Origin of the sequence: Priestia iocasae (genome assembly GCF_016909075.1) — a bacterium.
GTDB lineage: Bacteria > Bacillota > Bacilli > Bacillales > Bacillaceae_H > Priestia > Priestia iocasae.
Genome location: NZ_JAFBFC010000006.1, coordinates 170,795 through 195,590, shown reverse-complemented (window position 1 = coordinate 195,590; position 24,796 = coordinate 170,795). Strand labels below are relative to the sequence as shown.

Below are 24,796 nucleotides of genomic sequence, written 5' to 3'. Positions count from 1 at the left end.
TCGACAAAACTCGACCTTTCTCTCTTACTATATCGGATAAGAGAAGAGCTCGTCTAGTCTAGCGTAATCAAGTAGGATTTATAAAAGTCGTATTACACTTGTTTCGTTCTGTTGCGATTCCTATACCACTCATAAAAAGAGTTTGCAAGCTCCACAGGTACATCATCAATTGTTGTATGATGTACAGGGTTTTCTCGATTGACTGTTCCAATCGAGGCGAGACCTAATGATTGTTGAAGCAAGCTTTGCCTCACATGAACCTCCACAATCTTCTCTCTTCTTGAAATAAACAAATTGGTTGTAAAGCCTCCTGTTTTGATCTGAATAAATGAGTGATTGAGGATGTATCGCGTATTTAAGAAATCAAAAAGACGAAACAAGATAATTACACTAAACAAAGCAATCACTAGCCACATCCAAGAATGTTCAATCCCAAAGACTTTTGGTTTAAAATAAGCTAAGGCAACCGTTGACAAAATCCCTATCCAACTAGGCCTAATAAGGCGAATCCACAACGATTTTTTAGGCAGGTGTGACATCTCTTTTGTAACTTCGTAATAAGGCAGCAATTCTGAAATCATCTCATATGCTCGCTGAAGAGGTAAAAATGGATAAAGCGAATTGACCTCAATATCTTCTTCAGAGCCAAGGCCAACACTTGTTAACTTCACTTCCGCTAAACCTAGCACTCTCTTTAGAGGTGATTGAATGATTTGAACCGCTTGCACATTGCTTTTAGAAATGGAAAAGGACGTTTCCTCGATAATTCCTTTCTTAATATAAATGCGCTCTTCATCGGATGAAATTTCATATTTACCATACTTTAAAATCGTTCGTAACACGCCAAATGCTACTGACACAAGGATAAGAACCATAGCGATAAGCATAATCAAAAACCAAGAGTCCATCACGCCTACAACTAACCCTTCTACTTGCCCATCAACTTCAAAAACATCATTAAGATTAGAATAAATGGAACCGATGATTGGAATGAGAGCAAAAAAGCTTAATGACGTAAAGGAAGCTTTCACTAAATCTTTTTTTGTAGGTTGAAAGTGAACGATTCGATTGGACTGAGAAGCTTCATGCTCTTGATCTACATACTCATCATCGCTTGATTCGAGTGGCTGAATGAGCTGCTCATCACGACTCTTGATATAGTCTTCCATTTCATTTGCTTCTGCCTGAGAAATAACCCGAAATTCTACTTCTGCCTCATCGCCTGTCATACCTGTTTCAAAGCGAATGGACGTCACTTGAAAAAGACGGTGAAAAAACGACGTATGACGATTGACGTTTTGAATTTTTGAAAATGGAACCGTGCGCTTGGATTTGTTGAAAATGCCTTCATAGAGGTGAAACGATGTGTGATCTAACTCATACGTTTGTGTTAGCCACTTTACTACTATATAAAAGAGAGAAAAAACAAAAAGTCCAATGAATAGATATCGACCATAGACAATGAATAGCGACTGTGACTGCATTTTAATGACAAACAAATAAAGAAAAACAAAAAAGAAGTTTTTCACTATATTCCATAGTTTAAAAACTAATAGAACAGGATGGTGTCTCTTCATGTCCATTATTCGTCCACTTCCTTCACTTTTGCAAACTGTGCGATTTGATTTCGCAGCTCAATTGCTACATTTTCAGGAAGAGTAGGAATTTCATGAGATGTTGCCATCGTTGAAACCGTAACAGAGAAAAGCCCGTACTTTCTAAGCAATGGACCTTGTTTTGTTGAAACCGCTTGTACTTTTGTCATTGGAATAAGCTGATGCTCTACTTTAAAAATACCTGATTTTAATCGTAAAAACTCTTCATCCACATCATAGCGCCAGCTTTTGTAGCGTAAGATCGGCTGAAAGCCAATCGACCAAATCGAAGTGAGAACAGATAAAATGGTGATGCCGATTAACACCCAACCGATCCACTCTTTCCATTCAAATCGATGATCTAAATAAAACAACACACCAAGGATTATAAACCAAACGAGATTCATGATGACTTCACTTATGACCCATACTTTTACTGCATTCTTTCCTAATTGCCGCTGAGGCGGACTTACTTGCGTGTACATTTAATCACTCCTGATACCAACCTTTATTTTTTAAAAAAATCAACTCTATCTTTTATGAATCAATGATTCTCATGCTTTATTCTGTTGTACGAAAGAGCAAGCGCAAAAGATTCATTGAATGTCTTATTGTTTGAAACTTTTCTATACGTAAAAAGCAATAAGAAAGGTTGAGGAAGAAAGAATAAGCATCCTTTCTCCCTCAACCTTCGTACGTGTCGAGTTATCATAAATGGTCTCGACAGTTAAACCCTGCAAGAAAAGCGTCCAGCTCTCCTACTGTCGTTAGCTTCAATGCATAACCATATTGAATAGGATTTTGTCCGTTATGTATTTCTTTTGGGAACTGTGTCAGAGCTGTACTATGGGACTTCTTTTCCTCACATTTACGTTGCAAACTTTTGCTAGCTTCAACTGTTTTTGGATGTAGAACCATCGTCATGTCTTTACGGTCTAACAGAAGATAAACAACCTCTTTGTGACCAAGACTTGTAAACTCGGCTGCTTTGGCTGTTTCTTTTGTTAACTCAAATCCATTCTGGATAAAAAGGTCATAATAATCTTGCATCTATACTCCCCCCATATGCTGACATGTCAGGAACTAACTCTACTTTCAGTGACGTGCCTTTTATAAACAGTTTAGGTTGATAAATTTCATTTTTTACCATTACGACTATACACCGCTTGTCTATTTTAATCAATTATTAAAGCGATATAAGATCTTGCTAGAATAAGTTTAGGGGTAAACTAAGCATGTGAGAGAAATAGATGAAAGGAGATGAATACATTGTCGCTTGCTTCGTATTCAAAATTCAATGAGTATAAAAAACGCATTCAATCATTATCGCTACCGCTTGAGTAAGAAGACTTAAAACGTGATGCATTTTTGTTAAATCGTGATCCGAACAAGCAGCTCGACATTTGACGTTTCTCGCAGAACGTCATGTGATTTACGCACATTCAATTCTTCATGGTTTTCCACATCCGTCTGGAGGAAATGGTCATCGACATCGACAATTTGCAGAGCATAAAGAAGAAATGAAACACAGCATCCAGCAACACTTTCAAAACAATAAACCACTGCAGTTTATTGTTTCTGCAGTGGCCTTTGTTTATTTAAACAAGCTGACGATCCCAGTGGCGATGTGCAATGATGGCGTGAGTAAATTCACCAGCGAAGTTGTTCACGTCTTCATTTGTGACAACCCCTGTTTGATCAATTATTCCTAGCTCTTCAAACCATTTCATTCCATCATGTGTAGCTCCGACTGGTTTGTAGTGAGAAAAGGCTTCTTTAGTAAAATAGATTGCCTGTTGCTTAAATTGATTGCTAACATCTTTTCCACCAACAACGTAAAGACTATCAAATAAGACAGAATCGCTTGTTAAAAATGTATGGTCAACGTCAAATTCAACTTCATCGAGTCCTACCCGCTTACCTAGACGATCACTAATGAGTTCAACTTGAGCTCCACTATCTTTTAATTGGTCAAGAACCAAGGTTACGTCTTTTCCGTTAAAACCATCGCCTAGAATTACACCGACTTTACGCGTCTTCGCTGTTTTCATCGTGTTCTCCTGACTAAGTGCTGGTGATGATTTTGTAACGGTTGAACCACCTTGCTTGCGAATATCGGCTCCAATAGCTTCTGCAACGTCTTTTACAAGCTCAATACTCACATTTGAAAACATGTCAATGACTTGCTGCTGTACGGATTTGCTTTGTACTTTTCCTAACTCAAAGCTAAACGCCTTTTTAATGTGTTCTTTTTCTGGTGCACTCATGCTATTCCAAAACATTGCTGCCTGAGAGAAATGATCCTTAAAGCTTTCACTACGCGCACGAACCTTATGACCTTCCATTTTCTCTTGGTAGTGAGTATAACCACCTTCTGCTTCACTTGCTGGCGATGGCGTATTTTGCGCGAGTGAGTTTTTATGATAGCTTACCTGCCCCCGATTAATTGTGTGACGTCCATAGCCGTCTCGTTGATTATTGTGAAATGGACAGACCGGTCGATTAATTGGAAGCTCATGAAAGTTAGGACCTCCAAGACGAATCAGCTGCGTATCCGTGTATGAAAATAGACGACCTTGAAGAAGTGGATCATTTGAAAAATCAATGCCTGGTACGACATGACCTGGATGAAATGCTACCTGTTCTGATTCAGCAAATACGTTATCGACATTGCGATTTAGTGTCATCTTTCCAACAATCTTTACGGGTACGTCTTCTTCTGGCCATAATTTTGTTGGGTCTAGTACATCAAAATCAAAGCTGAACTCATCTTCCTCTTTAATGAGCTGTACACCGAGCTCATACTCTGGATAATCTCCATTTTCAATTGCTTCATATAAGTCTCGACGATGGAAATCAGGGTCTTTTCCATTTACTTTTTGCGCCTCATCCCACACCATGGAGTGCGTGCCTAGAACTGGCTTCCAATGAAATTTAACAAAATGCGCTTGTCCTTGTTCATTCACAAATCGGAATGTATGTACACCAAACCCTTCCATCATTCGATAACTGCGCGGAATGGCACGATCAGACATCGCCCACATCACCATATGTGCGGACTCTTGGTTGTTCGCGACGAAATCCCAAAACGTATCATGTGCCGAGGCCGCTTGTGGCATCTCATTATGAGGCTCAGGCTTAACCGCATGAATGAGATCTGGGAACTTGATGGCATCTTGAATAAAGAAGACGGGAATGTTGTTTCCAACTAAATCATAGTTTCCTTCTTCGGTGTAAAATTTCGTCGCAAATCCACGGGCATCACGTACCGCATCAGCCGATCCTTTAGAACCCGCTACGGTTGAAAAGCGAACGAAGACCGGCGTTTTGACCAATGGATCTTGCAGAAACTTCGCTTTCGTAAATTCCTTCATTGATTCATACACTTCGAATTCACCGTGAGCGGCAAATCCACGGGCATGAACGATACGCTCTGGAATACGCTCATGATCAAAGTGTGTCATCTTTTCACGAAAATGAAAATCTTCCATTAAGGTCGGACCACGTTGGCCAGCTTTTAAGGAAAATTCATCTTCTGCTACTTTTAAGCCTTGATTGGTTGTTAAATGCTTTCCTGTATCATCCACGCGATATTGTTCAAGCTGCTCATCTTTCCGGTTCTTTCCCATGTTCCCATTCCTTTCTAATTCTTAGTTTTATGAAACATGTTCCCTTATTTTTTAGAATTAAACAGAATGGTCATGGATTTATTCACCTGTATTTTTACGCTTTTACTGTTCGGATAATTTGATTGTAATTCAGCTCAACAATCGGTTCATACCGAACAAGCCGATCACGAATTTGGTCTAAAAGCGCTGCTTCTCGCTCATCCAACGCCGTTACATCCCACTTTTTATGAAAAACGGCATAAAGCTCATAGTCACGCAGAGCTAAGAAAAGTGGGATGCGTGAAATCCATTCATCTGACATGTCGTGTTCCCGTAAGTACCCTGATAAGAAGTGAACGAGCATGTCTTCTCCCCTTTTTGAACGAGTTTCTACATCTTCATTTCGATGATGAAACCAGATATGATAATAAAGTGGAATAGCAATGTCACTTATTAAATAATGATACGAGCTGTCATCAAAATCGAAAACGTAGATGTCTCCTTCATGATAAAAGAAGTTTCCTGGATGAATGTCGGAGTGAATCAAGCCAAATACATCATCACTTTCAGGAAGCTGCTTGATTTGATTTACTAATGCATTGGCAGCTTTTACAATGTCTGCGTCTTTCTTATTCGTTACATAACGGCCAAAGTCAAAAAGGTCTCCTTCATCCCAGCGTGCACGCTTTGTCCCTTTTGGCTTATAGCTTTTTGTGACGCGATGCATTTTACCCGTGATTTGTCCCCACTTTTCAAATACCGTTGAGCTTAGCGCATCATTGGCTCGCACTGGTTCACCTGGTGCTTTGTCAAACAGGCAGACATAAAAGGCAGAACCCTTCACATCAATGGTTTCAACAAGATGCCCATTTTCAGAATGGTGAACGAGTGACACAGTTACTCCATGTTCATGAAGATAATTAATCCATTGTAATTCTGCCTCTACTTCTTCTTTACTCCGGTGTGAGCTATGGGTAAGTCTTAAAATATACGGCGTTTCATTCTTTTTCACTTCAAAGACATAGTTTTCAAAATCACCTAGCTTTTTTGCATGTATCGCATCTGCTTTATAGCGCGATGCAGCATCTTCAAGTACATGTTCACTAAAAAGCTCTTCAATCCACTTTTCCATCTAAATATCACTCCATTTACCTTCAATATAATTGTGTACATTCGGTAGATACTCACGAAAATCCTGTTCTTAATTCGGTTACATGTTTCTTAGCTAAACGATATGGTTTCCATGCTCTATTTTTTTATGGAGAAAAACAGGGTTCTCTTTTCTTTTAGAGAAGAAGTCTCTCAAGGAGGAGAAGCGTGTGAAAGAATACGTAGGAACATGTGGACAGTGCGGAAAAGCGGTGTATTGCTGTGACGGCTTTTTAAATGGCGTAGTGGTTGATGGAAAGGTTTTTTGTTTTTTGTGTGTAGAAAAGGAACCTACCTGAAGTGAGGTACGTTCCTTTTCTACTATATTCGGCCCACATTAGATTGAAAGAGTCAACTAGCCTATTGTATTATCCACCTCTGATGCATGGGCGTTTTCACCGAACCTTCTAGATTTCACTAGAATCTATTAGTTAAAAAGTGTTGTTATCTCTGTTCTGTTCTTGCTCGATATCTTGTACTAAACATGACTACATGTTGTGTAGCCTTCTTTATTTCTTATTTTGTAACTAACACACATTTTCTTAACATGCGACCAATTTTTTTGATTGCTTCATGTGTCTCTAACGTTTCTTCTTTAAACTTAAATGTAACGTAGTTTGTAGTTATTTCTAAGTAAGAAGCTAGAGATGACTGTCCACCTATCGCTTCTAGATCACGCTTTAAGCCTGACGGCAATTGAGCGAGATTGAATCGCCAGCTTACTGTTGTTGGCGCTTTTCGACCGAAGTCGTTACTTCCTTCATATTGAATCGCACCAATTTGATTAACGTTTCGCCTAGCATCGTCTTCGTGTAAAAAGATTTGAACCGTTTGTTTTGTGTTTTTCCAATCAATATACATTCCAGCTTGTTGCGTTTCATTACAAATCGCATGAAACAAATCTGTCACTTCTCCAAATTGGTAATGGTAAGGATGCTTAGTGTTTCCTTCTCGTTGTTTTTCGATTTCTGCCGTTTGTACAAGCTCATCTACGTAATCAATAAGAGTACTTGCCCATTGAATCTTTGCGATTTCACTAATAACACGCAGCTTTTCAGCTATATCTTCTCCTTGAGATTTCACTAAGTTAGAGTAATCATGTACTCGTTCAGTTACAGCCTGAACATGATCTTCTACTACATTCAGTTTTTCACGATGCTCATTTTTCAGTTCATGTAGGCTTTTTTCAAATGCCTGTATCCATTGTTCATTCTGTTCTTTTTGTTCTTGAAATTGTTGAATCAGCGTTTTTTCAAGTTCAGCTCGTTCTCTACTAATCGTTTCATTTAACTCATTGATTTCTTTTTTACTCGCAATTCCAAGTAAAGACCATAACCCCATTTTGTTACCTCCTTTCTAAGCAGACTGTAGTTCTTTTAACGCCGTATCACATAATTCAATTGTTGCTGAAATTTTTATTTTCAAGTTCTTTAATTCTTGTTCATCTTGCTGTTTAGCAGATAATAATTCAGTCAGCAACGCACTTTCTTCGTCCATCACAAGAGAGAGTTGTGATACTTTAGATAAAATTAATTCTTCTACTAGATTCATCTGCATATCACTTAACTCTTCAATCTTCGTTAAAAATTGATCGATAGCATCCTTCATCACTTTTTTTGAATAACTCTCAAGTTGTTGCACGCGCTCATTATCTGAGTCAATTTTCAAAATGGCTAATAAGTCTTCATTGTCGAGTGAGTAAGAAAGAGAAATACTCTTTTTCATTCTACCTCTCATCTCTTTACGAAGGTTGCGTACATCTTGCTTCATTTGCTTGAAAGGAAGTTCTTTTAAAAATTCATCATGTTCTTGCATCTCTTCAAGCTGTGCAATGACCTTATCGAAGTAAGCATTCGCTACATCCATAAGTTCTTCTTCCACCCTGTTCGCTTCGTTAAAAAATGTTTTCGCATATTCAGCTAAGTCTCGGTTCATATCTTTCGTTTCTTCTATTGATGCATTGCTGCTGTCATATTTTCGACCTTGAAAGTACTCATATATTTTCTTTGCTACTTTAAAAATGATTGGCTCTTTAAAGATTGGTGGAACCGGACTTTTTACAATTGGTGCAACAACCTGTGCGACTGCTTTAACTGCTTTTACTGCTCCACTTACAAATGATGAAAACCATCCCATTTTTTAATCCCCTCCTACACTAATACTTTTGAAGCTTTTCGTAACTCTTTTAAGTAACCTGCATTATTGCTTTCCACTTTAGCTAAGATATCTTGCAATGTTACTTGATTTTCTTTTACTTCTTTTACTTCTTGTGCTTTTGCTTTCGCTTTTGCCGTGATTACTTCTAGGTCTTCTCCAGTGGATTCTAATAAATCTGATTGTGATGTTTTTATGTATACAAGACGATCAATAAGCTCATTTTGTAAATGTTGAAAACGTGATTGTAACTCTTCAATTAATAGCGATTCATGATTTTGAACAATTTCCATAAATAAATTCTCTTTAAACGTCTGAATTTCAGAGTACTTCTTTGCTTCTTCTACGACGTCCTCAACGTCTTCATCATAGTTAAAAAGAGAAAATTCAAGCTTTCTCTGTTCTTTTTTACTGAGCTTGTGATAATGAATTGCCTGGTTATACATATGGGCAGATAAACCAAAGATATTTTTAGAAGCAGTAAACGAAGACCCGTAACAATCTTCACCCTCTAGATAGGAAATCCATTGCTTTTTGATTAAAGACCAGTCTTTCTGTGGTTCATTTAATAAATCAAGCTGAGTTCCAATCGTATATACCTTTTCAGGATTCTCTCGACAATTGGCAAATACGTTATACATCGTTTGAAGATCACCTGTGTTTAATGTTTTTGAAAAGGCACATAAAATAACTGCGTTGGCACGATCAATGTAGTTGCGTGTCACATCTGAACGATAGCGAACTGCATCATTTAGTCCAGGTGTGTCTACAAAGACAACTTGTTCAGGAAGGTTAAAATCAGCTAAGCCAATCTCTACTTCTTTAACAAAATAATGCTTTGGATCTTTTGATGATGTCCATTCTTTCACAACTTCTTTTAATTCTTCATTAGAGGTTGGATAGAGCGTGACTTCTTCATGATTGACCCACTGAACTTTTTCGTGATCAGCTTGTAAAGCATTGTATTCTTTAAAGAATGTAGAGTGCTTATTTTCATTTGCACTTCTCCACAATGCATTCCATTCCACCTGATTATAAAAGCGAATCTTAACTTTATTTTTTCCGTGCCCCGAACGAACTTTTGTTAAGACTGCTGTTTCTGGTGTAACAGATGTAGAAGCAAGCTCCATTCCTAATAATGCATTGATAAGTGTGGATTTCCCCGCTTTAACAACTCCGATAATGGCAATATGAAACTCTGGTTCACGACATTGCTTAATAAATGCCTCTATCTTTGAGATAAATCCTTTATCTATGACATTCTCAAGACTTCCTTCTTGTAAAATACGCTCAACTCTTTCTAACGTTCTCGCATAACGATTCGCAAGTGGATTCCAGGCAATTTGCTTACGATTTATATCTAATTCATTCAATACTTTTGTTATTTCTATTGGCTTTTCAACTACATTTGAGCTCATCCTCTATGTCACCTCTATTAAAATTGATAAAAATAAAAAAACTTCGTAATATAAAAAAGACGAAGGGTTAAACTGTGCAACCCGGCGACCATAGCGAATGCCTTAGGCCCGTGGCTTTGCGTCCTTATCTTTAAATAAGTTTGCTAAATATGGTATTTTTTGTTTTAACGTGTTTATTATACAGGAAGTCTAATAACTTTGTAAGACTTTTTAACTATTACCTTAAGACTAAAAAAAGAACTTGTACATTCACAAGTTCTTTTCAGCTTCCTACACTTCTCTATTTGTAAACGTCTTACTATACAACGTTAACTTATCTATTCGCTTTAGGTTCGGCTCGTAGCCAATTCCTGGACCGTTTGGAATACGAATATACCCATCTTCCATTGTCACTTCTGGCTCGATGATATCTTCTTTCCAGTAATGAGCAGATGGAGCAGTGTCGCCCGGTAACGTAAAGTTCGCAAGGCTTGTGATTGCTATATTGTGCGCTCTTCCGATTCCAGCTTCAAGCATGCCACCGCACCACATTGGAATATTGTGCTGTTGACAAAGGGCATGAATTTTCTTTGATTCTGTTAACCCACCTACACGCCCAATTTTCAGGTTAATTACTTTACAGCTTCCGAGCTCAATGGCTTTTCGGGCATCTTCGACTGTATATATGCTTTCATCTAAGCAAATTGGTGTACGTAACTTTGCCTGTAGCTTTGCATGATCAATGATGTCATCATAATCGAGTGGCTGTTCAATCATGGTTAAGTTGAACTCATCTAATGCTTGAAGGTGTTCAATATCATCTAATGTGTACGCACAGTTTGCATCCGCCATCAACTGAATATCTGGAAATTGATTACGTACTAGTTTGAGAATATGAACGTCCCAACCTGGCTTAATCTTAATTTTAATGCGTTTATACCCTTCGCTTACATAGCGCTCTACTTCTTGAAGCAATTGTTCTTCTGATTCTTTAATCCCAACACTTACACCGACTTCGATTTTCTCGTTCACGCCACCAAGTGCTTTTGATAAGGACATGTTTTGTTCTTTTGCATACAAGTCCCAAACCGCACATTCTATTGCTGCTTTTGCGTTAAAATTACCACGAATACGTGTAAAACGCTCCGACACTTGATCTGGATGTTCAATTGACTTTTTTAGTAAAAGCGGAATTAAATGATCACTCATCATATGCCAATTTGTTTGTACCGTTTCTTCGTTATAGATGGGTTCCATAATGGCAACCGACTCACCCCACCCTGAACGTCCACTCGTCGATTTGGCTTCGACTAAAATAATATCTTTATCGTATTCCGTTCCAATACTTGTTGTAAAAGGGTGCAGCAAATCCATTTTAATCTGACGCAACACAATGCTTTTAATCTCCATACGCTCTATCCCCTTTTTCTAATCGATACACATATGCATGTTGTTTAAGATCTTTTACTAAGTCCGTCACAATCCACCCTGCACGTAAGTAGTGTGTAAATACTTGTCTTGTTGCTTCTCTCCACTGTAACGCCAGCTGAAAATGCTCTTGTTTCATCTCTTGAAAATTACCTGGAACTGGCACATACAACGTATTCTCTTCTTTCGTTATATCTACTTGTTCGGGAACAAGATACTTCCCTTTGCTACTCGTTTCAATTGTCTTTGAAATGCTAGAATCATAGCTTTTGATTTTCTGGTTCTCTAAGTCTTTTATCCACCACTGAACTAAAAGTCGATCGGTTGGCAAACCTGCATTTAAGTTGTCATCCATGTCACCGTATGCATTTTTAATATACGTTGAGCACACTGCTTGTAGCTTATGAAGATTAAGATTTCCGTTCACCGTTTCTAACGGATCATATGTCCACGTGATAAGATTATATCCTTTTTCAATGGCCGTTTGTTTTTGAGCAATTTTCAATTTCTCTCCGATTCCTAACGAGCGATAATCAGGGTGTAATCCTAAACTATGCGAACAAAGATACAGGTTCTCTCCGTCAAATCCAGGAAAGCTGTATTGAAAGCCAATCAGTTTGTCAGTAAGATACGCTCCTAGTAAAAAGCCCCCGTTCTTTACGGTTGTGATTGTTTGATTGACGGGTACTGCGTCTTCTGGACTCCAAATCAATGATTCTAGTTCGTATACCTGCTCTAACTCTTCAACTGTATGAAGAGAGCGAATTACTAGTGATGCTAAATCTGAGTGTTTCAATGACGCTCCCCCTTCCTTACCATTGTTTCTTGTCTGCTTCTAGTAGTAGCTGCGTGAGTATTTTCGTTCCGTAAATAAGTGCGTCTTTTTTAAATGTCATATGTGGGTGATGAAGGCCTGGCTTTAAATCGCATCCTAATCCAATCATGGTTGCCACTAATTCTTTCTGCTTCAACGTATAAAAATGAAAATCTTCAGCTCCCGGAGATACACATGGAGGCTCGACTTCACCAAGCACCTGTAAAATTGCTTTTTCAGCAAGCTTTATTGCTTCTGGATGTTTAGTAGCTGCTGGTGAATAGTCTTCTAGGTTTGTTATAATCTCCGTTTTGGTTGTTGCTGCAACTTGTTGAACAATTTTCTGGGCTTTTTCAATAAGCTCATTCATGACATCGTTTGTACGAGAGCGAAGATCGAATGTAAAACGAGTCGTCTCTGGAATTAAATTAGATGCTTCACCACCATGTAATTCAGTGATTTTAATTGAACAAGACGCATTTAGCTCTATTTGACGTAGCTCTTGAATTAATAAAGCGGCTGCTTCAATTGGATTATTCCCTTCTTCTGGCCTTGCCGCGTGTGCCGGACGCCCTTTAATAACACCTGTTAAGCTAGTTGTTGAACCGTGCAAGATGGCTGGTGCAGCCGCTCCGAATGGAAGCTCAAGCGAAGGGCGCAGATGAATACCTCCAAGAAACTTTACATTTTCAAGTGCTCCATCTTCAATCATCCGTAGTGCTCCTGCTGCTTTTTCTTCTGCTGGTTGAAAAAGAAAACGAATCGTATGCTGAAACGCTTGCTTGCTTTGAACAAGGGCAAGGGCTGTATGTAACACCATCGTGCTGTGTGCGTCGTGGCCACACGAATGATTCGCACACACAACGCCGTCTACTTCTTGCACAAGCGCATCCATATCAGCACGAAGGGCAATCACCTCTTTCGATTGTCCTTTGATTTCAGCGATAAAACCGAAATGCCCTTCATATCGTTCAACGTGTAATCCTGCGTTGATTAGCTTCTCTTGAAGATAATGCGATGTTTTCTCTTCTTGCCAGCTCGGTTCGGCTAGCTCATGAAGATCTTCGTACGTGTGTAAGATGTTACTTTTCTGTTTCTCAATTGTCTCAAAAATCATATGCTTCATACCTCCGTTAAAAAATAAAATGGGCAATCACAACGATGATTGGAAGCGTAATAATTGTACGTAGTAAGAAAATCATGATTAAATCTTTGATGCTGATAGGAAGCTTTGAGCCAAGTAATAAGCCACCCATTTCAGACATATAGACAAGCTGCGTCACAGACACACACGCGATGACAAATCGGGTTAACTCACTTTCAATTCCACTTCCAATCACAGCCGGTAAAAACATATCAGCAAAGCCAACAACCATCGTTTGTGCTGCTGCTTCAGCTTCAGGTACTTGCATCCACATTAAAATGGGCTCAAATGGTTTTCCAAGAATCGTGAAAAACGGTGTATATTCTGCGACAACAAGCGCCACCGTTCCAATCGCCATCACAACCGGCAAAACGCCAATCCACATGTCGAGTACGTTTTGGATTCCTTCTTTTAATGTTCCAGCTACGCCCTTGCTTCGTTGTGCTTTTGTGACCGCTTCTTGCATCCCCCATTTCACTATCGATGTGTTTGGAGGAATCGCTGTTTCTTCTTTTAACTCAGTCTGTTCATACGCAGTATCCGCCTTTTTCGATAGCGGTGGAATACGAGGCATAATAAGCGCCGCAACAAGTCCTGCAAAAATAATCGTTGCGTAGTAATGAATAAAATAAGGCTCTAAATTCAAATATGAAATAACGACAATGGTAAACGTAATCGAGACAACGGAAAACGTCGTTGCGATAACAGCTGCTTCTCTCTTCGTGTAGTACCCTTCTTCGTATTGCTTTGTTGTGAGTAACACACCAATTGTTGCATCTCCTACCCATGATGCTAAACAATCTAATGATGAACGACCAGGTAGCTTAAACAGCGGACGCATCACTTTGATTAACAGTGCTCCAAAGAATTCAAGTAATCCGAAATTTAGTAGAAGCGGTAATAAAAGACCCGCTAGTAAAAATGTCGAAAATAAAATCGGAATCAACTCATAAAGCAATAAGCCACCTGTATTTTCTGAAGAAACCATTTCCGGCCCTACTTGAGTCAGTGCAATAACAGCTGCAATCAATCCGACGATGCGCGTCACAAACCAGAACTTATTAACATTCAACAATGCGCTTAAATGAGAACTTCTCATAATCATAGCTGGTTTAAAAAAAACGGCGACCGCCGATCCAATCACCGATAAGGCCATCACAAACACCGTCATCGCCGGAACAAATTCCCCAATAGCTCCGTTGATTTGTTTCGCTAAAAATGCAACGGGAATCGTAATCCCTTCCTTAGACGAAATCGGTACAATAAACAATAAAATTCCAATTAACGACGGAATCAAAAACTTCAAATAATCACTCGTATTAAATGACTTTACTTCTACTTTTTCATGAATCTTTGGTACACTGTTCATCCATTCCCCACCCCTTTTGTCATATAAAGAAGCCTTATTCTAGAAATAATCCTTGACCTGTATAAAGAAACTCTAATTTCTGTTGACGCTGACTAATGCGCTCTCGATCCCTATGATGAATACCAGCAATGAGAACTTCTAGTAAACTTACCACTGACGCAATCGAATGATAATCTGAATTCATCTGTTCTTCTGTTGTTAATGTTACATCAGCAAGCTGGCCAACCGGTGAGAGCTGGCGATTTGTCATACTGATAATCATGGCTTGCTGCTTTTTCGCTAACTCAGCTAACGCCATGGACTCTTTTCGATAACGAGGAAACGAAAAGAGCACAACAACGGATTTCTCATTTAATTCACATATATCTTCTAGCGAAAACCCTGTTGGTTGTGAGATAAACACGTTTTCTCTTAGCTGTTTTAATGTGTAGTAAAACCAATAAGCTGCTGCATAAGAGCTACCGAATCCCCCAATGTATACCCGGTCTGCTTGGATGAACGCATCAACCGCTTTCCATACTTCATTCGTGTTCAACTGTTGAAGAAGTTGCTGTAGAATCGCACGCTCTTTATGAATCACGTAATGAAACAGCTGCTCTTCATTCGTCTCTTCTGTAGATGAAGGATTTCCTTCACTCTCAACCGCTTGCTTGCTTGAAAGCCAGTCTTTGCGAATCGCCTCCTGCATGTGAGAGTATCCGCTAAACCCTAATGCATATGCTAAACGAATAACCGTTGTCTCACTCACGCCAACCTTTCGTCCGATTTGAAAAGCTGTTAATAATGCTCCCTCATCCATCTGGTTTACGATAAACTCTGCCACCTTTTTCTGTCCTGGTGACAACGAGGAATAGTTCTCTTTAATCATTTGAGCAAACATGTTGAACTCCTTTCTTTTAAGACGAAGGAAAAACTTCTTTTTTTGATTATAAAGAATGAAATACTTCTAACGCAAGGATTGATTAGAATTTTCTGAAATATTTTTTGCATACAAAAAACTCCAGCCCATCAAGGACTGGAGTAAGTAGCGTTAATCTTGCTTATAATCAATGTCGTATTCACTTGTGAGCTTCTTCATTTCTTCATGATAGGCAGCAATCGCTTGGACGTATTCGTCGCCTTTGGCATTTGATTGCTCAATGAGCGCTTTATCGCTCTTTTCTAGGGCTTCTTTTTCAAGAAGAAGGGCTTCATGATAAATACCTGTCGCTTCTTCAATCTGAGCAACAATTGGCTTTAGCTCTTCTACTTTTACATCAAGTGATTTTGCTTTTTCAACGGCCTTTTCATATTCCGGAATAACCTCATTCGTTAAAACCGTGAGTAACTCTTCATCGTTTTTAAAGTTTTCCCCTGAAACGGTTGCGAGTGCTTCATTTGCTTTTGTTTCATACGTTGCAATTTCGTTCATGTCTTCATTAATAAAATTCACAATCTCTTGTTGCTTTTCTTCAAAAGATAACTCGCTCTCTTTTGATGAATCTGCAGGTTTTGCTTGTTCTGTATTAGATTGCTTGTCAGACGAAGATTCTTCACTGCAGCCAACAAGTACGAAAAGAATCGCCAGGATGATTAAACTAAGTTTTTTCAACGGAACCTGTCCTCTCTGCCTTTTAAGATTCGATTAATGTTGGATCATTTTTAATAAATGCGTTACGACGCTTTAAATATCGTTTCTTTTGAATAAATTTAATAACACTCATCATGACAAGGCCAACGATGATGCCTGACAGGGCATACCATTTTACGATAAAAATCATGCCGATATATACAAAAAACGCAATGAAAAACAATGAGTACACGACCAATAGCAGGATGTTAAAGACTTGTAGCTGATAAATCCTCATCTTTTCTTCTTTAGGGGTCGACTCCTGCTTCTTCAAGGATGCAAACGTTTGAAACTCTGACCGAACGATGTGATATGGTTCAATCAACCAATTAATGATGGCTTTCATCTGATTCGTCCCTTGTTTGTAACGATCTAAGCTTTTCTTTCATCAGCTTTTCACCTTCGGATTCGAACCCCTTAAAAACGACCTGTTTAATTTGAACATGGTTAAAAAACACATTTGTTTCGTCTGAGATATGTCCTTGTGGATAAGGACACGCAACATAATCCCATGCGCCCTCTTTATTTGCTTGCTGTTGCATTCTTCCATAAATCATCAATGGTTGTGCAATGATATCTAATAAAACGACTGTTCCAATTGGTAACAAATCCGTTCCTTTGTCAATTACTAAAGAATTAATTTCGTTTGCCATTGTCCAGTTGCTCCTTTCAAACGAGGTTGTCCTATCATACTCAAGGAGAAAAAGAAATGACTTATGTAGTAGCCTTATTCTTTTTCAAAGCTGATGCCTAGCTTCACTCCAATTAAAAGGCGAAGATCAATCATCGTTTCTTTTCCAATTTTCGCTTCGCCTCCTGCACCAAATGCAGAAGCTCCTGCTGTTCCTTTAATGTTGTAGTCAGTAAATGGAATAGGGATAATCCCCGACACTTCACCTTCTGCTACTGCCGCTTTCGCACCAAAGCCAACGGAGCTATTATCGACGCCAGCGTATGCACTTGCCTTGAGGATTTCTCCTTTTGCTTCTAGTCCTGTACGACCTACATAGTCAATTTCTTTATCAAGCTGAGATCGTACTTCCGCTGCATAAGCCGTTCCGCCAGCTTTCAATAATGGTAGCACACTCTTTCCACCAATACTTGCTTCCGCTTCAGCTTTTCCAATATCTTGGCTAAAGCTACTATCAACAATTGCGGTATCATGCTTGACTCCTGCATGAATACCAGTCAGCTGACTGCTTCCTCCAAGTTGACCGTCTCCATCTAAGCCAGACCAATCGTTTTCTACTTTACCAGCAGCCGTTTCAAATGTAAAATCTCCATTTTCTACGCTTTCTCCGGCAAGCTGTGTAGGTTTTGGCTCCACTGTTTTTTCTGAGGCTTTACCGCTTGAAACAAAATTTAAGCCTAAAAGGTGATACGGAGAGGTGCCATATTGATTTAAGGCATAAATCGATTGATTCGATTGGTTTGCAGGGATTGTCCCGTTCATAAAGAAATACATAGGTGTTGATCTTACGCTTGCCAGCAACGACGCATGAGCTGGACTCATAAATGCTTGAAGTGGATGAAAGTGGTCAAGTCTGCTTGGACTCATGCCTACTTTCGTACTCATTTCTTCTATATAGGTGGTTAAGACGTTGACATCACCCATCAATTCATTCAAAGAAGACGTGTTTTGTAAATCAAAGCTTTCGAGGTGACTCACTGTATCATTAACCGCATGTTTCCCTTTTAAAACATGGTCATTGAATGCTGTGTCATCTAACGGCTCAAGCTGAATAATATCTGATACACTCGAAATGAGTTGATTGGCATCCATTGTGACGTCATTTGTATAGTTTTGAACTTCAATGAGCTTATTGATCAGTTCACCTTGTAAGAATTCCTGACGAATAAACCCTGATTCATCTGGTTCTAACGAATTCATCGCATTTTTACAAACCAGTAACTTTGTTTGATAAGAACTTAGAACGTGCTTGAGTTTGAATAAAAACGGCTGATGGCAAGACTGATAAAAAAGTTTAATGGCCTCTGCCCCTTTTCCATTAAACGAATCATTTGAATGGATAAGTTCTACCATCGATGCTTCAATTACTTCCAATCCTTCGATTTTCTCGTCAATTGCTTTAATTGTTTCTTCAAGAGATGCATACAGACTGGAGACATCTAAAACTTTCATTTCTCTACCTCCGCCACACCTTTTAATGACATCGATGTTTTCAAGGACTCATCTGCTTCTTTCATTGCCTCTACAGAATGTCTAAGCATGGCTTCGTTTTTAGCTAAAAGAGCTTTATAGGTTGTCATCAATTTTTCTAGCATCATGTTCATATGCGCCATTTCCTCAACAACATCTAGTTGATTGTTTTTCACAACATCTTTTGGCAGCTGAGGCTCAAAAGATGTGGAAGCAGTCTCCATTGCTTTTACTACTTGTTCAATGTCATGAAACTTAAATTTTATTTCTCCCATTATCATCACTACTTTACTATTAGGTTTTTTAGCTTCACAAGAAAATCTTCTAAATGAAAACACCCAGTGCCTTCATCCCTAATGAATATCGCTTTGATAGTTAATCAAAAAATGACATGATTGTCCGACGACCCAATTATTCTTCTAACATTTGTAGCTCCAGTGAGTGAATAATTTGCTGAATGGATTCAATCTCATTTTGTAGCATTCTCGTTTGATTACGAATCGTTGATAAGATATGAGTCAGTTGATTTGACTCAATATCTTGGTAGAAATGAAAAATTCCTTCCGTTCGAATATCATTGAATCGATCCGCAAGTGAGCCTTGCCATGTCGCCGGTGAAAGTTCAGGATCCACAACCGACTTTCTAAAACTCCAAAATTCTTGCTTAATCTCCTGCAGTTGGTTATGACAGTTTTGCAAGCGCTGAAACTGCTCTTGCTTCTCTCTTAACAGACCATAATAATGAAATAAAGACAACGTCGATCCTCCTTTGATACTTCCGCTTCTTTTGTATGTGTAATCTATTAAATCATGGATACGATTTTTCTACATTACATATGTTTGTGAGCTTACTAGGTCATCTCTGTGCTTTTACTCATTCATTTATATTAATCATCTAAACCTAATGTCACTTTTATAAAAAGAGAGCTTTCAATTGGCTATTCAAAAGCCTTTGAACGCCCTCACAAAGGTCTATCTAGATGGATAACTACCTTCTACAAAGAGCGTGTCATCCGTTTAACATTATCGTATAGAAATTATCGACCTTTTCAACTATAACACAGTTAAAAAATGTCAGAATGATGAAATTTATTTATTTTCGTCTTAAATTTATCTAGGTTATTTTTCCTATGTAGTTTCTTAGCCTGCTTTGAATGGCCTGTATGATTGGATGAACGTATAAAAAAAGGACTGAGACAAAAGGGATTAATAATGTCCCTTTTTGGCTCAGCCCACAACATCCCTTACTCCTAAAATTCCGTCACAAAGAATGTTGTCTATTACTCTTCTTCTTTTGTTTAACTTACTTAGAAACCGTTGTTTATTGACTCTCTACCAAGTCTTGACGAATGGGTGTAAAGATATCTAAAATGACGCATTCCTCTAATACGTGTACTTGGTGTTTCACGTTTGAGGGGATGTATTGTGTGTCGCCTTCTACTAAAATTCGCTTTTCACCATTTACATAAAACTCAAGTTTTCCCTTTTCAATATAGCTTAGTTGCTCTTCCGGATGCTGATCTACCTCTCCTTTAAACCCTGCTGCTAATTGAACTTTAACTAACATTAGTGAACCGTTATGATTTAAAAATTCTCGTTTAACCATGATAGCCTCCTGTGTACGTTGGATTATGAAAACAAGCCTGGATTAATAAGCTTTGGTAAATAGAACGCCACGCTCGGTAAGAAGGCGACGAAAAGAAGCACGACAAGTACAATTAAGATATATGGCATCACCGCTCCAAATGACTTCTCAATGCTCAACCCACCTATTTTGGCTGCCAACAGTAAGCACAGACCATAAGGAGGTGTGACAAGCCCAATTGCTAACGTAATCACGACAATTAATCCTAGATGAACAGGATCCATGCCAAATTGAAGAGCGGTTGGTAAAATAACTGGAACGAATAAAATCATGGCTGGAATGGCATCCATGAACGTCCCTACAAATAAGAAGAAGACAATGAGGATGGCAATAAATACCCACTTCTGTCCTACATTATTAACAAAGAAGTCTTGTGCCAGCGTTGCGAGTTGATAATAGCTCAATAGCTCTCCAAGCGCACTTGCTGCGGCAAGCGCGAATAACGATAGTGAACTTAACGCTAATGTGTCGGTGATGATTTTCGGTAAATCAGATAGCTTAATGGTTTTATAGAAAAACATACTAATGATTAACGTATAAAGTGATGCAACCGCTGCAGCTTCTGTGGCAGTGAAAAACCCTGAGATGATTCCCCCAATGATAATAATAGGCGTAATTAACGCTGGTAGGGTTTCGTAGACCAATTTCAATAACTCTTTTAACTTTGCTCGCTCTGCTTTTGGATAGCCCTTTTTGATTGCGCGCAAGTAGATAAAGAGCATCATCCCTAGACCAATTAAAATACCAGGAATAATCCCTCCTAAGAACAGCGCTCCAATTGATGCATTGGTTAATCCAGCAAAGATAATCATCGGAATACTTGGTGGAATAATGACTCCGATTGTGGAAGAAGCAGCTGTTACCCCAACGGCTGTTTCCGTGTCATAGCCTTTTTGCTTCATGTTAGGAATGAGGATTTTTCCAACACCCGCTGTATCTGCTTGTGCTGCACCTGATACTCCAGCAAAAATCATGGATACGAGAATATTCGCATGAGCCAATCCGCCTCGGATGTGACCAACAATCGCCATTGACAGATCGATTAACTTCTGTGAAATCTTCCCGCTGTTCATTAAATTTGCTGCTAAGATAAAGAGTGGCACCGCAAGTAATACAAACGAGTTAATCCCATTTAACATTTTCATCGGAACAGTTACTTCTGGAATGTATGGAACGGTAAAGATTCCCAGTAACGCCACGACTCCAATGACAAACGCGATTGGAACGCCAATGAACATTAAGATAAGAAACAACGCAACTAATAAAATAGCCGTCATGCCTTAGCTCCCCCTCTCTTTAATTCTTTGAAGTGATGAATTAAATGATTAAGAGAGTAGATGGCCATCGTAAGACCTGTAATGGGAATAACCACCCACACGTATCCCATTTTCAATTGCGGTAAAGACGTCCAAGTGTAGTTCCAGAAGTTCTGTACTGCTTCAATACCATAGTAGAATAACGCAACCGTAAATAAGAATACGATCGTATCAATGACAATGAGTAGAGCTGTTTTTTTGGTTCCTTTGAGCTTTTGAACGAGAAAGTCAAAACTAAAATGCTCTCTTCTGTTTACCATGACAGCTGCTCCCATAAAAACAGACCAGATAAATGAGTACTTTGCTACTTCCTCTGTCCAAATCATCGAAATACCTAAGTGCCTTGTTGTAATTTGAATAATAATTGCGATAAAAAATATCGATAAGCTTAAAACACCAACAGTGAGCTGAACCTTCTCTAGAATTTTGATCATGCTTATCGTCTACCCCCTTATGAAAGATAAAGGGAAGAATACTCCCCCCTTTATCAGCTATAAAATCTATTTACTTCATTTCCTTAATTTTCTTCAGTAATTCTTCTGCTTCCATGTCTTTGGCTGCTTTTTCTTGTAACGGCTCTGCTAGTTTAATAAATGGCGCACGATCAATTTCGTTTACTTCTGCACCTTCGGCCATTGCTTTTTCCTTGTACTCATCTTCTTGTGCATATAACGCTTCTCTTTCAGCCTGAACAGATGCATCTGCTGCTTTTAAAATCGCTTCTTGTTGCTCTTTTGAATAGGAATCAAATTTCTTACCGTTTACTAATAAAAATCTTGTTGTGTAATCATGACCTGTCTCTGAGATGTATTTTCCATTATTCGTTTTATGATGATTTTGTTGAACGAAATATGGATATGAGTTTTCAGATGAATCAACTACATTTTGCTGCAATGCTTGATACAACTCACCCCATGCGATTGATGTAGGGATGGCACCAACTTCTTTCCAATAATCTGCTAGAACACCTGATGTTTGCGTACGATATGTTAAACCTTTCATATCGTCAATGGAGTTTAGTGGCTTTTTACCATAATAGTGGCGCACGCCTGCAGACCAGTATCCGACAATTTTAAAATCGTTATTTGATTTCTCATTCACTAATTTCGCCATTTCTTCACCAATCTCACCATCTACAACCTTTTCCCAATGCTCATAGCTATCAAATAAGTATGGTAGAGCTAACAAATCAACTTCTTTAATACCGGTTTGTGTCATAAAGCCAGGAGATACTAACACAACATCTGCTGCGCCCAGCTTTAGCTTTTCAACTAACTCTGACTCTTCTGTTCCAATTGTTCCAGCGTGGACTTCTACTTCAATGTTTCCATTTGACTCACTTTCCGCTACTTCTTTAAATTTTAAAAGACCTGTTTGATATGGATTGTCTGGAGATGTTTGGTTATGAGCGGCTACAATTTTGACTTTCTTTCCATCTCCACTAGACGAACTTGACTCCTCACTGCTACAACCTGCTAATACAACCGACACCATTAAAAGTAATGCAAATGATAACGAAAAGACCTTTTTCATTTTATAACCCCCTATTGTTATGAATGTGTGACGCTTGTTTGAACCATCCCTGTGTACGCAAGTGCTTGATGTGTAAGTGCTTGATAATCAGCTTCATGATTTAATTTCTTCGGGTTGACTAAATTACTGCCGACACCGACCGCTAACGCACCGCTTTTTAAATACTCATTTACATTCTCGGTGTTAATTCCTCCCGTCACCATCAATGGCACGTGTGGCAACGGACCGTGAATGTTTTTAATGTAGCCAGGCCCGAAAGCATTGACTGGGAACACTTTGACCATATCAGCTCCATGTTCTATTGCCGTTAAGATTTCCGTTGGTGTTAACGCACCTGGTACACTCACGACTCCATAGCGCTTTGTTAGTTTAATTGTTTCAACATTCAATGAGGGTGAAACAATAAATCGACTTCCAGCCATGATTGCTGCTCTCGCTGTCTCAGGATCTAACACGGTTCCTGCTCCTACTAATACTTTGTCTCCAAGCTCGTCGGCTACTTTCTCAATGAGTGTCATCGCTTTTGGCGTCTCAGTTGTAATCTCTAATACTTTCACGCCACCTTCATATAGCGCCTTGGCAATCGGAAGGATTTTCTCAGGCGTCGCTTCACGAATGACCGCTACAATTGGGTATTCCTTGATAAACTTAACTACATCCACTTCTTCCCCATCCCCTTCTAGAAAAGGTATTCTACTCTAAGTTCGTGTGTCGCTTTGTCATCTCCTCATATGTCACGTCTTGATTGTCTGTTTGAAGAGTTGCGATAATAATCGCATCTAACACAAGATGCACCGATTGATCAAATTGATTGCCAAGCGGTTGAATGGTGCTCGGCTCGTTCTCTCTTCGGTACTTTGTCGCAGCTGGAATGACAAGCAAACCATCACACATTCTTGCAATCTTTGAATCTCGATTTGTTGTGACAAGAAAGACCGTTGCTCCTAGCTCTTTTGCTTTAGATGCATACTGTAAAATTCCTCCCGTTGAGCCAGAACCAGAAATGGCTACTAATAAATCGCCAGACTCAATGCTTGGTGTAATTGTTTCACCTACAACAAAAACCGGAAAACCACCGTGCATGAGTCTCATGGCAAATGCTTTTCCCATCAGACCAGAGCGTCCCTCACCATACACAAAGATGCGCTTTGCTTCACGAAGCTGATTGGATAACTGAATCGCTTCTTCTTCTTTCACATGTGATAAAATCGTTGAGATTTCCTCACTTACTGTTTGAATAATGTGTTTCATCAATTGAACAGTCCTTTCATGTGAGCAGCTGTTTGTTTCGGATTATCCGCCTTCGTGATAGCGCTACCAACAATAACCGTATGTGGGTTCGTTTTAAGCACGCGAGGAAGAGATGTTACGTTAATGCCACCAGCAACCGCCACTTTAACGTCCGGAAATCCAGTTGTGAACGCCAGCTGTTCTGCTCCTAACTCACCTTGCTTTTGCATGTCTTTTCCAAAATGAAGGCTAACAAGGTTAACACCTAGTCGCTGAAGTTCAATCAGTCGATTTTGATTTGTTACCCCTAACAGATCAATCATGATTTGCTTGTTGTATCGTTTCGCAACTTCTAATGTATCAAGAATGGTTTGATCGGCGGAAAAGGCCATGACCGTTGTGATATCGGCACCTGCTTCAAATGCTTGAATCGCTTCATGTGTACCTGCATCACACGTTTTCATGTCAGCTACGATGACTTTCTCTCGATAACATTCCTTTACCTCACGAACAATTTCCATTCCATATTCTTTAATCACACCGGTTCCAATTTCAATCCAATCAACATACGGTTCTGTTTCCTTTAAAAGCTGAAAACATTCATCCCTCGTTAATCGATCAAGGGCTAATTGAAGATTCATTCT

The 24,796-nt window shown here is 39.1% G+C and carries 27 protein-coding genes and 1 riboswitch; of the genes, 1 reads left to right on the top strand and 26 read right to left on the bottom strand.

The features are described from left to right. Nucleotides 1-92: 92 nt before the first annotated feature. The 5 genes from JOC83_RS16120 to JOC83_RS16100 form a co-directional block, all read right to left on the bottom strand. Nucleotides 93-1,583 carry a PH domain-containing protein gene (locus tag JOC83_RS16120; RefSeq protein WP_205188407.1) on the bottom strand — a complete coding sequence of 497 codons (1,491 nt, stop codon included), beginning with the start codon at nt 1,581-1,583 and terminating at the stop codon, nt 93-95. Then, on the bottom strand, nt 1,583-2,080 hold the full coding sequence (locus tag JOC83_RS16115) for a PH domain-containing protein (RefSeq protein WP_205188406.1): 498 nt from the start codon (nt 2,078-2,080) through the stop codon (nt 1,583-1,585). Before JOC83_RS16115 ends, JOC83_RS16120 begins: the two co-directional genes overlap by 1 nt. 223 nt (nt 2,081-2,303) lie before the next feature. After that, a complete protein-coding gene (locus JOC83_RS16110; RefSeq protein ID WP_205188405.1) occupies nt 2,304-2,645 on the bottom strand; it encodes a hypothetical protein in 342 nt (113 codons plus the stop codon). Between the two features lie 548 nt (nt 2,646-3,193). Next, a complete protein-coding gene (locus JOC83_RS16105; protein ID WP_205188404.1) occupies nt 3,194-5,224 on the bottom strand; it encodes a catalase in 2,031 nt (676 codons plus the stop codon). Nucleotides 5,225-5,318: 94 nt separating this feature from the next. Further along, the gene (locus JOC83_RS16100; protein ID WP_205188403.1) at nt 5,319-6,335 is read right to left on the bottom strand and encodes a phosphotransferase enzyme family protein; all 1,017 of its coding nucleotides are present in this window, start codon (nt 6,333-6,335) and stop codon (nt 5,319-5,321) included. 187 nt (nt 6,336-6,522) lie between these two features. Here JOC83_RS16100 and JOC83_RS20215 point away from each other — a divergent pair, with 187 nt between their 5' ends. Further along, nucleotides 6,523-6,651 carry a hypothetical protein gene (locus JOC83_RS20215; protein WP_338038938.1) on the top strand — a complete coding sequence of 43 codons (129 nt, stop codon included), beginning with the start codon at nt 6,523-6,525 and terminating at the stop codon, nt 6,649-6,651. Between the two features lie 217 nt (nt 6,652-6,868). Here the strand turns inward: JOC83_RS20215 and JOC83_RS16095 are convergent, their stop codons facing one another. The 21 genes from JOC83_RS16095 to hxlA form a co-directional block, all read right to left on the bottom strand. Then, nucleotides 6,869-7,693: a hypothetical protein gene (locus tag JOC83_RS16095; RefSeq protein ID WP_205188402.1), complete on the bottom strand. Its 825-nt coding sequence runs from the start codon at nt 7,691-7,693 to the stop codon at nt 6,869-6,871. A gap of 15 nt (nt 7,694-7,708) precedes the next feature. Further along, nucleotides 7,709-8,488 carry a hypothetical protein gene (locus JOC83_RS16090; RefSeq protein WP_205188401.1) on the bottom strand — a complete coding sequence of 260 codons (780 nt, stop codon included), beginning with the start codon at nt 8,486-8,488 and terminating at the stop codon, nt 7,709-7,711. A gap of 14 nt (nt 8,489-8,502) precedes the next feature. Continuing rightward, nucleotides 8,503-9,924 (bottom strand): dynamin family protein, encoded by a 1,422-nt coding sequence (locus JOC83_RS16085; RefSeq protein WP_205188400.1) that lies wholly within the window; start codon nt 9,922-9,924, stop codon nt 8,503-8,505. A 72-nt stretch (nt 9,925-9,996) separates the two neighbouring features. After that, nucleotides 9,997-10,079, bottom strand: a riboswitch (cyclic di-GMP riboswitch). 115 nt (nt 10,080-10,194) lie between these two features. Continuing rightward, nucleotides 10,195-11,313 (bottom strand): o-succinylbenzoate synthase, encoded by a 1,119-nt coding sequence (gene menC, locus JOC83_RS16080; protein WP_205188399.1) that lies wholly within the window; start codon nt 11,311-11,313, stop codon nt 10,195-10,197. Then, nucleotides 11,303-12,127, bottom strand: a complete 825-nt coding sequence (locus JOC83_RS16075) for a GNAT family N-acetyltransferase (protein WP_205188398.1) — start codon at nt 12,125-12,127, stop codon at nt 11,303-11,305. Before JOC83_RS16075 ends, menC begins: the two co-directional genes overlap by 11 nt. A 16-nt stretch (nt 12,128-12,143) precedes the next feature. After that, nucleotides 12,144-13,262 (bottom strand): amidohydrolase, encoded by a 1,119-nt coding sequence (locus JOC83_RS16070; RefSeq protein ID WP_338038937.1) that lies wholly within the window; start codon nt 13,260-13,262, stop codon nt 12,144-12,146. 16 nt (nt 13,263-13,278) lie between these two features. Further along, complete coding sequence (locus tag JOC83_RS16065; protein ID WP_205188396.1) at nt 13,279-14,658, bottom strand: YjiH family protein; 1,380 nt, start codon at nt 14,656-14,658, stop codon at nt 13,279-13,281. Nucleotides 14,659-14,692: 34 nt separating this feature from the next. Continuing rightward, the gene (locus JOC83_RS16060; protein ID WP_205188395.1) at nt 14,693-15,538 is read right to left on the bottom strand and encodes a MurR/RpiR family transcriptional regulator; all 846 of its coding nucleotides are present in this window, start codon (nt 15,536-15,538) and stop codon (nt 14,693-14,695) included. Between the two features lie 150 nt (nt 15,539-15,688). Then, nucleotides 15,689-16,249 (bottom strand): hypothetical protein, encoded by a 561-nt coding sequence (locus JOC83_RS16055; protein ID WP_205188394.1) that lies wholly within the window; start codon nt 16,247-16,249, stop codon nt 15,689-15,691. Nucleotides 16,250-16,271: 22 nt separating this feature from the next. Next, nucleotides 16,272-16,613, bottom strand: a complete 342-nt coding sequence (locus JOC83_RS16050) for a hypothetical protein (protein WP_205188393.1) — start codon at nt 16,611-16,613, stop codon at nt 16,272-16,274. Next, entirely contained in the window at nt 16,597-16,920 is a 324-nt protein-coding gene (locus JOC83_RS16045; protein ID WP_205188392.1) for a DUF4176 domain-containing protein, read from the bottom strand. The genes JOC83_RS16050 and JOC83_RS16045 overlap by 17 nt, the downstream gene beginning before the upstream one ends. Before the next feature lie 74 nt (nt 16,921-16,994). Then, complete coding sequence (locus JOC83_RS16040; protein ID WP_205188391.1) at nt 16,995-18,410, bottom strand: LXG domain-containing protein; 1,416 nt, start codon at nt 18,408-18,410, stop codon at nt 16,995-16,997. Continuing rightward, the gene (locus JOC83_RS16035; protein WP_205188390.1) at nt 18,407-18,703 is read right to left on the bottom strand and encodes a DUF5344 family protein; all 297 of its coding nucleotides are present in this window, start codon (nt 18,701-18,703) and stop codon (nt 18,407-18,409) included. Before JOC83_RS16035 ends, JOC83_RS16040 begins: the two co-directional genes overlap by 4 nt. A gap of 136 nt (nt 18,704-18,839) precedes the next feature. Then, nucleotides 18,840-19,184: a YwqH-like family protein gene (locus tag JOC83_RS16030; protein ID WP_205188389.1), complete on the bottom strand. Its 345-nt coding sequence runs from the start codon at nt 19,182-19,184 to the stop codon at nt 18,840-18,842. Nucleotides 19,185-19,749: 565 nt separating this feature from the next. Beyond that, a complete protein-coding gene (locus tag JOC83_RS16025; protein ID WP_205188388.1) occupies nt 19,750-20,034 on the bottom strand; it encodes a cupin domain-containing protein in 285 nt (94 codons plus the stop codon). Nucleotides 20,035-20,057: 23 nt separating this feature from the next. Then, nucleotides 20,058-21,350, bottom strand: coding sequence for a TRAP transporter large permease (locus JOC83_RS16020; RefSeq protein WP_205188387.1), 1,293 nt, complete (start codon nt 21,348-21,350; stop codon nt 20,058-20,060). Beyond that, complete coding sequence (locus JOC83_RS16015; RefSeq protein ID WP_205188386.1) at nt 21,347-21,823, bottom strand: TRAP transporter small permease; 477 nt, start codon at nt 21,821-21,823, stop codon at nt 21,347-21,349. The genes JOC83_RS16020 and JOC83_RS16015 overlap by 4 nt, the downstream gene beginning before the upstream one ends. Before the next feature lie 70 nt (nt 21,824-21,893). Continuing rightward, nucleotides 21,894-22,922, bottom strand: coding sequence for a TRAP transporter substrate-binding protein (locus tag JOC83_RS16010; protein WP_205188385.1), 1,029 nt, complete (start codon nt 22,920-22,922; stop codon nt 21,894-21,896). Nucleotides 22,923-22,939: 17 nt separating this feature from the next. Next, nucleotides 22,940-23,584, bottom strand: a complete 645-nt coding sequence (locus JOC83_RS16005; protein ID WP_205188384.1) for a bifunctional 4-hydroxy-2-oxoglutarate aldolase/2-dehydro-3-deoxy-phosphogluconate aldolase — start codon at nt 23,582-23,584, stop codon at nt 22,940-22,942. A gap of 31 nt (nt 23,585-23,615) precedes the next feature. Beyond that, the gene (gene hxlB, locus JOC83_RS16000; RefSeq protein WP_205188383.1) at nt 23,616-24,173 is read right to left on the bottom strand and encodes a 6-phospho-3-hexuloisomerase; all 558 of its coding nucleotides are present in this window, start codon (nt 24,171-24,173) and stop codon (nt 23,616-23,618) included. Then, entirely contained in the window at nt 24,173-24,793 is a 621-nt protein-coding gene (gene hxlA / locus JOC83_RS15995) for a 3-hexulose-6-phosphate synthase (RefSeq protein ID WP_205188382.1), read from the bottom strand. Before hxlA ends, hxlB begins: the two co-directional genes overlap by 1 nt. Nucleotides 24,794-24,796 lie beyond the last annotated feature (3 nt).

Bases quoted from the DNA above. Each gene is read 5' to 3' on its own strand.
- JOC83_RS16120 (WP_205188407.1), bottom strand. From the start codon at position 1,583: ATGGACATGAAGAGACACCATCCTGTTCTATTAGTTTTTAAACTATGG.
- JOC83_RS16115 (WP_205188406.1), bottom strand. From the start codon at position 2,080: ATGTACACGCAAGTAAGTCCGCCTCAGCGGCAATTAGGAAAGAATGCA.
- JOC83_RS16110 (WP_205188405.1), bottom strand. From the start codon at position 2,645: ATGCAAGATTATTATGACCTTTTTATCCAGAATGGATTTGAGTTAACA.
- JOC83_RS16105 (WP_205188404.1), bottom strand. From the start codon at position 5,224: ATGGGAAAGAACCGGAAAGATGAGCAGCTTGAACAATATCGCGTGGAT.
- JOC83_RS16100 (WP_205188403.1), bottom strand. From the start codon at position 6,335: ATGGAAAAGTGGATTGAAGAGCTTTTTAGTGAACATGTACTTGAAGAT.
- JOC83_RS16095 (WP_205188402.1), bottom strand. From the start codon at position 7,693: ATGGGGTTATGGTCTTTACTTGGAATTGCGAGTAAAAAAGAAATCAAT.
- JOC83_RS16090 (WP_205188401.1), bottom strand. From the start codon at position 8,488: ATGGGATGGTTTTCATCATTTGTAAGTGGAGCAGTAAAAGCAGTTAAA.
- JOC83_RS16085 (WP_205188400.1), bottom strand. From the start codon at position 9,924: ATGAGCTCAAATGTAGTTGAAAAGCCAATAGAAATAACAAAAGTATTG.
- menC (WP_205188399.1), bottom strand. From the start codon at position 11,313: ATGGAGATTAAAAGCATTGTGTTGCGTCAGATTAAAATGGATTTGCTG.
- JOC83_RS16070 (WP_338038937.1), bottom strand. From the start codon at position 13,262: ATGATTTTTGAGACAATTGAGAAACAGAAAAGTAACATCTTACACACG.
- JOC83_RS16065 (WP_205188396.1), bottom strand. From the start codon at position 14,658: ATGAACAGTGTACCAAAGATTCATGAAAAAGTAGAAGTAAAGTCATTT.
- JOC83_RS16060 (WP_205188395.1), bottom strand. From the start codon at position 15,538: ATGTTTGCTCAAATGATTAAAGAGAACTATTCCTCGTTGTCACCAGGA.
- JOC83_RS16050 (WP_205188393.1), bottom strand. From the start codon at position 16,613: ATGAAAGCCATCATTAATTGGTTGATTGAACCATATCACATCGTTCGG.
- JOC83_RS16045 (WP_205188392.1), bottom strand. From the start codon at position 16,920: ATGGCAAACGAAATTAATTCTTTAGTAATTGACAAAGGAACGGATTTG.
- JOC83_RS16040 (WP_205188391.1), bottom strand. From the start codon at position 18,410: ATGAAAGTTTTAGATGTCTCCAGTCTGTATGCATCTCTTGAAGAAACA.
- JOC83_RS16035 (WP_205188390.1), bottom strand. From the start codon at position 18,703: ATGGGAGAAATAAAATTTAAGTTTCATGACATTGAACAAGTAGTAAAA.
- JOC83_RS16025 (WP_205188388.1), bottom strand. From the start codon at position 20,034: ATGGTTAAACGAGAATTTTTAAATCATAACGGTTCACTAATGTTAGTT.
- JOC83_RS16020 (WP_205188387.1), bottom strand. From the start codon at position 21,350: ATGACGGCTATTTTATTAGTTGCGTTGTTTCTTATCTTAATGTTCATT.
- JOC83_RS16015 (WP_205188386.1), bottom strand. From the start codon at position 21,823: ATGATCAAAATTCTAGAGAAGGTTCAGCTCACTGTTGGTGTTTTAAGC.
- JOC83_RS16010 (WP_205188385.1), bottom strand. From the start codon at position 22,922: ATGAAAAAGGTCTTTTCGTTATCATTTGCATTACTTTTAATGGTGTCG.
- hxlB (WP_205188383.1), bottom strand. From the start codon at position 24,173: ATGAAACACATTATTCAAACAGTAAGTGAGGAAATCTCAACGATTTTA.
- hxlA (WP_205188382.1), bottom strand. From the start codon at position 24,793: ATGAATCTTCAATTAGCCCTTGATCGATTAACGAGGGATGAATGTTTT.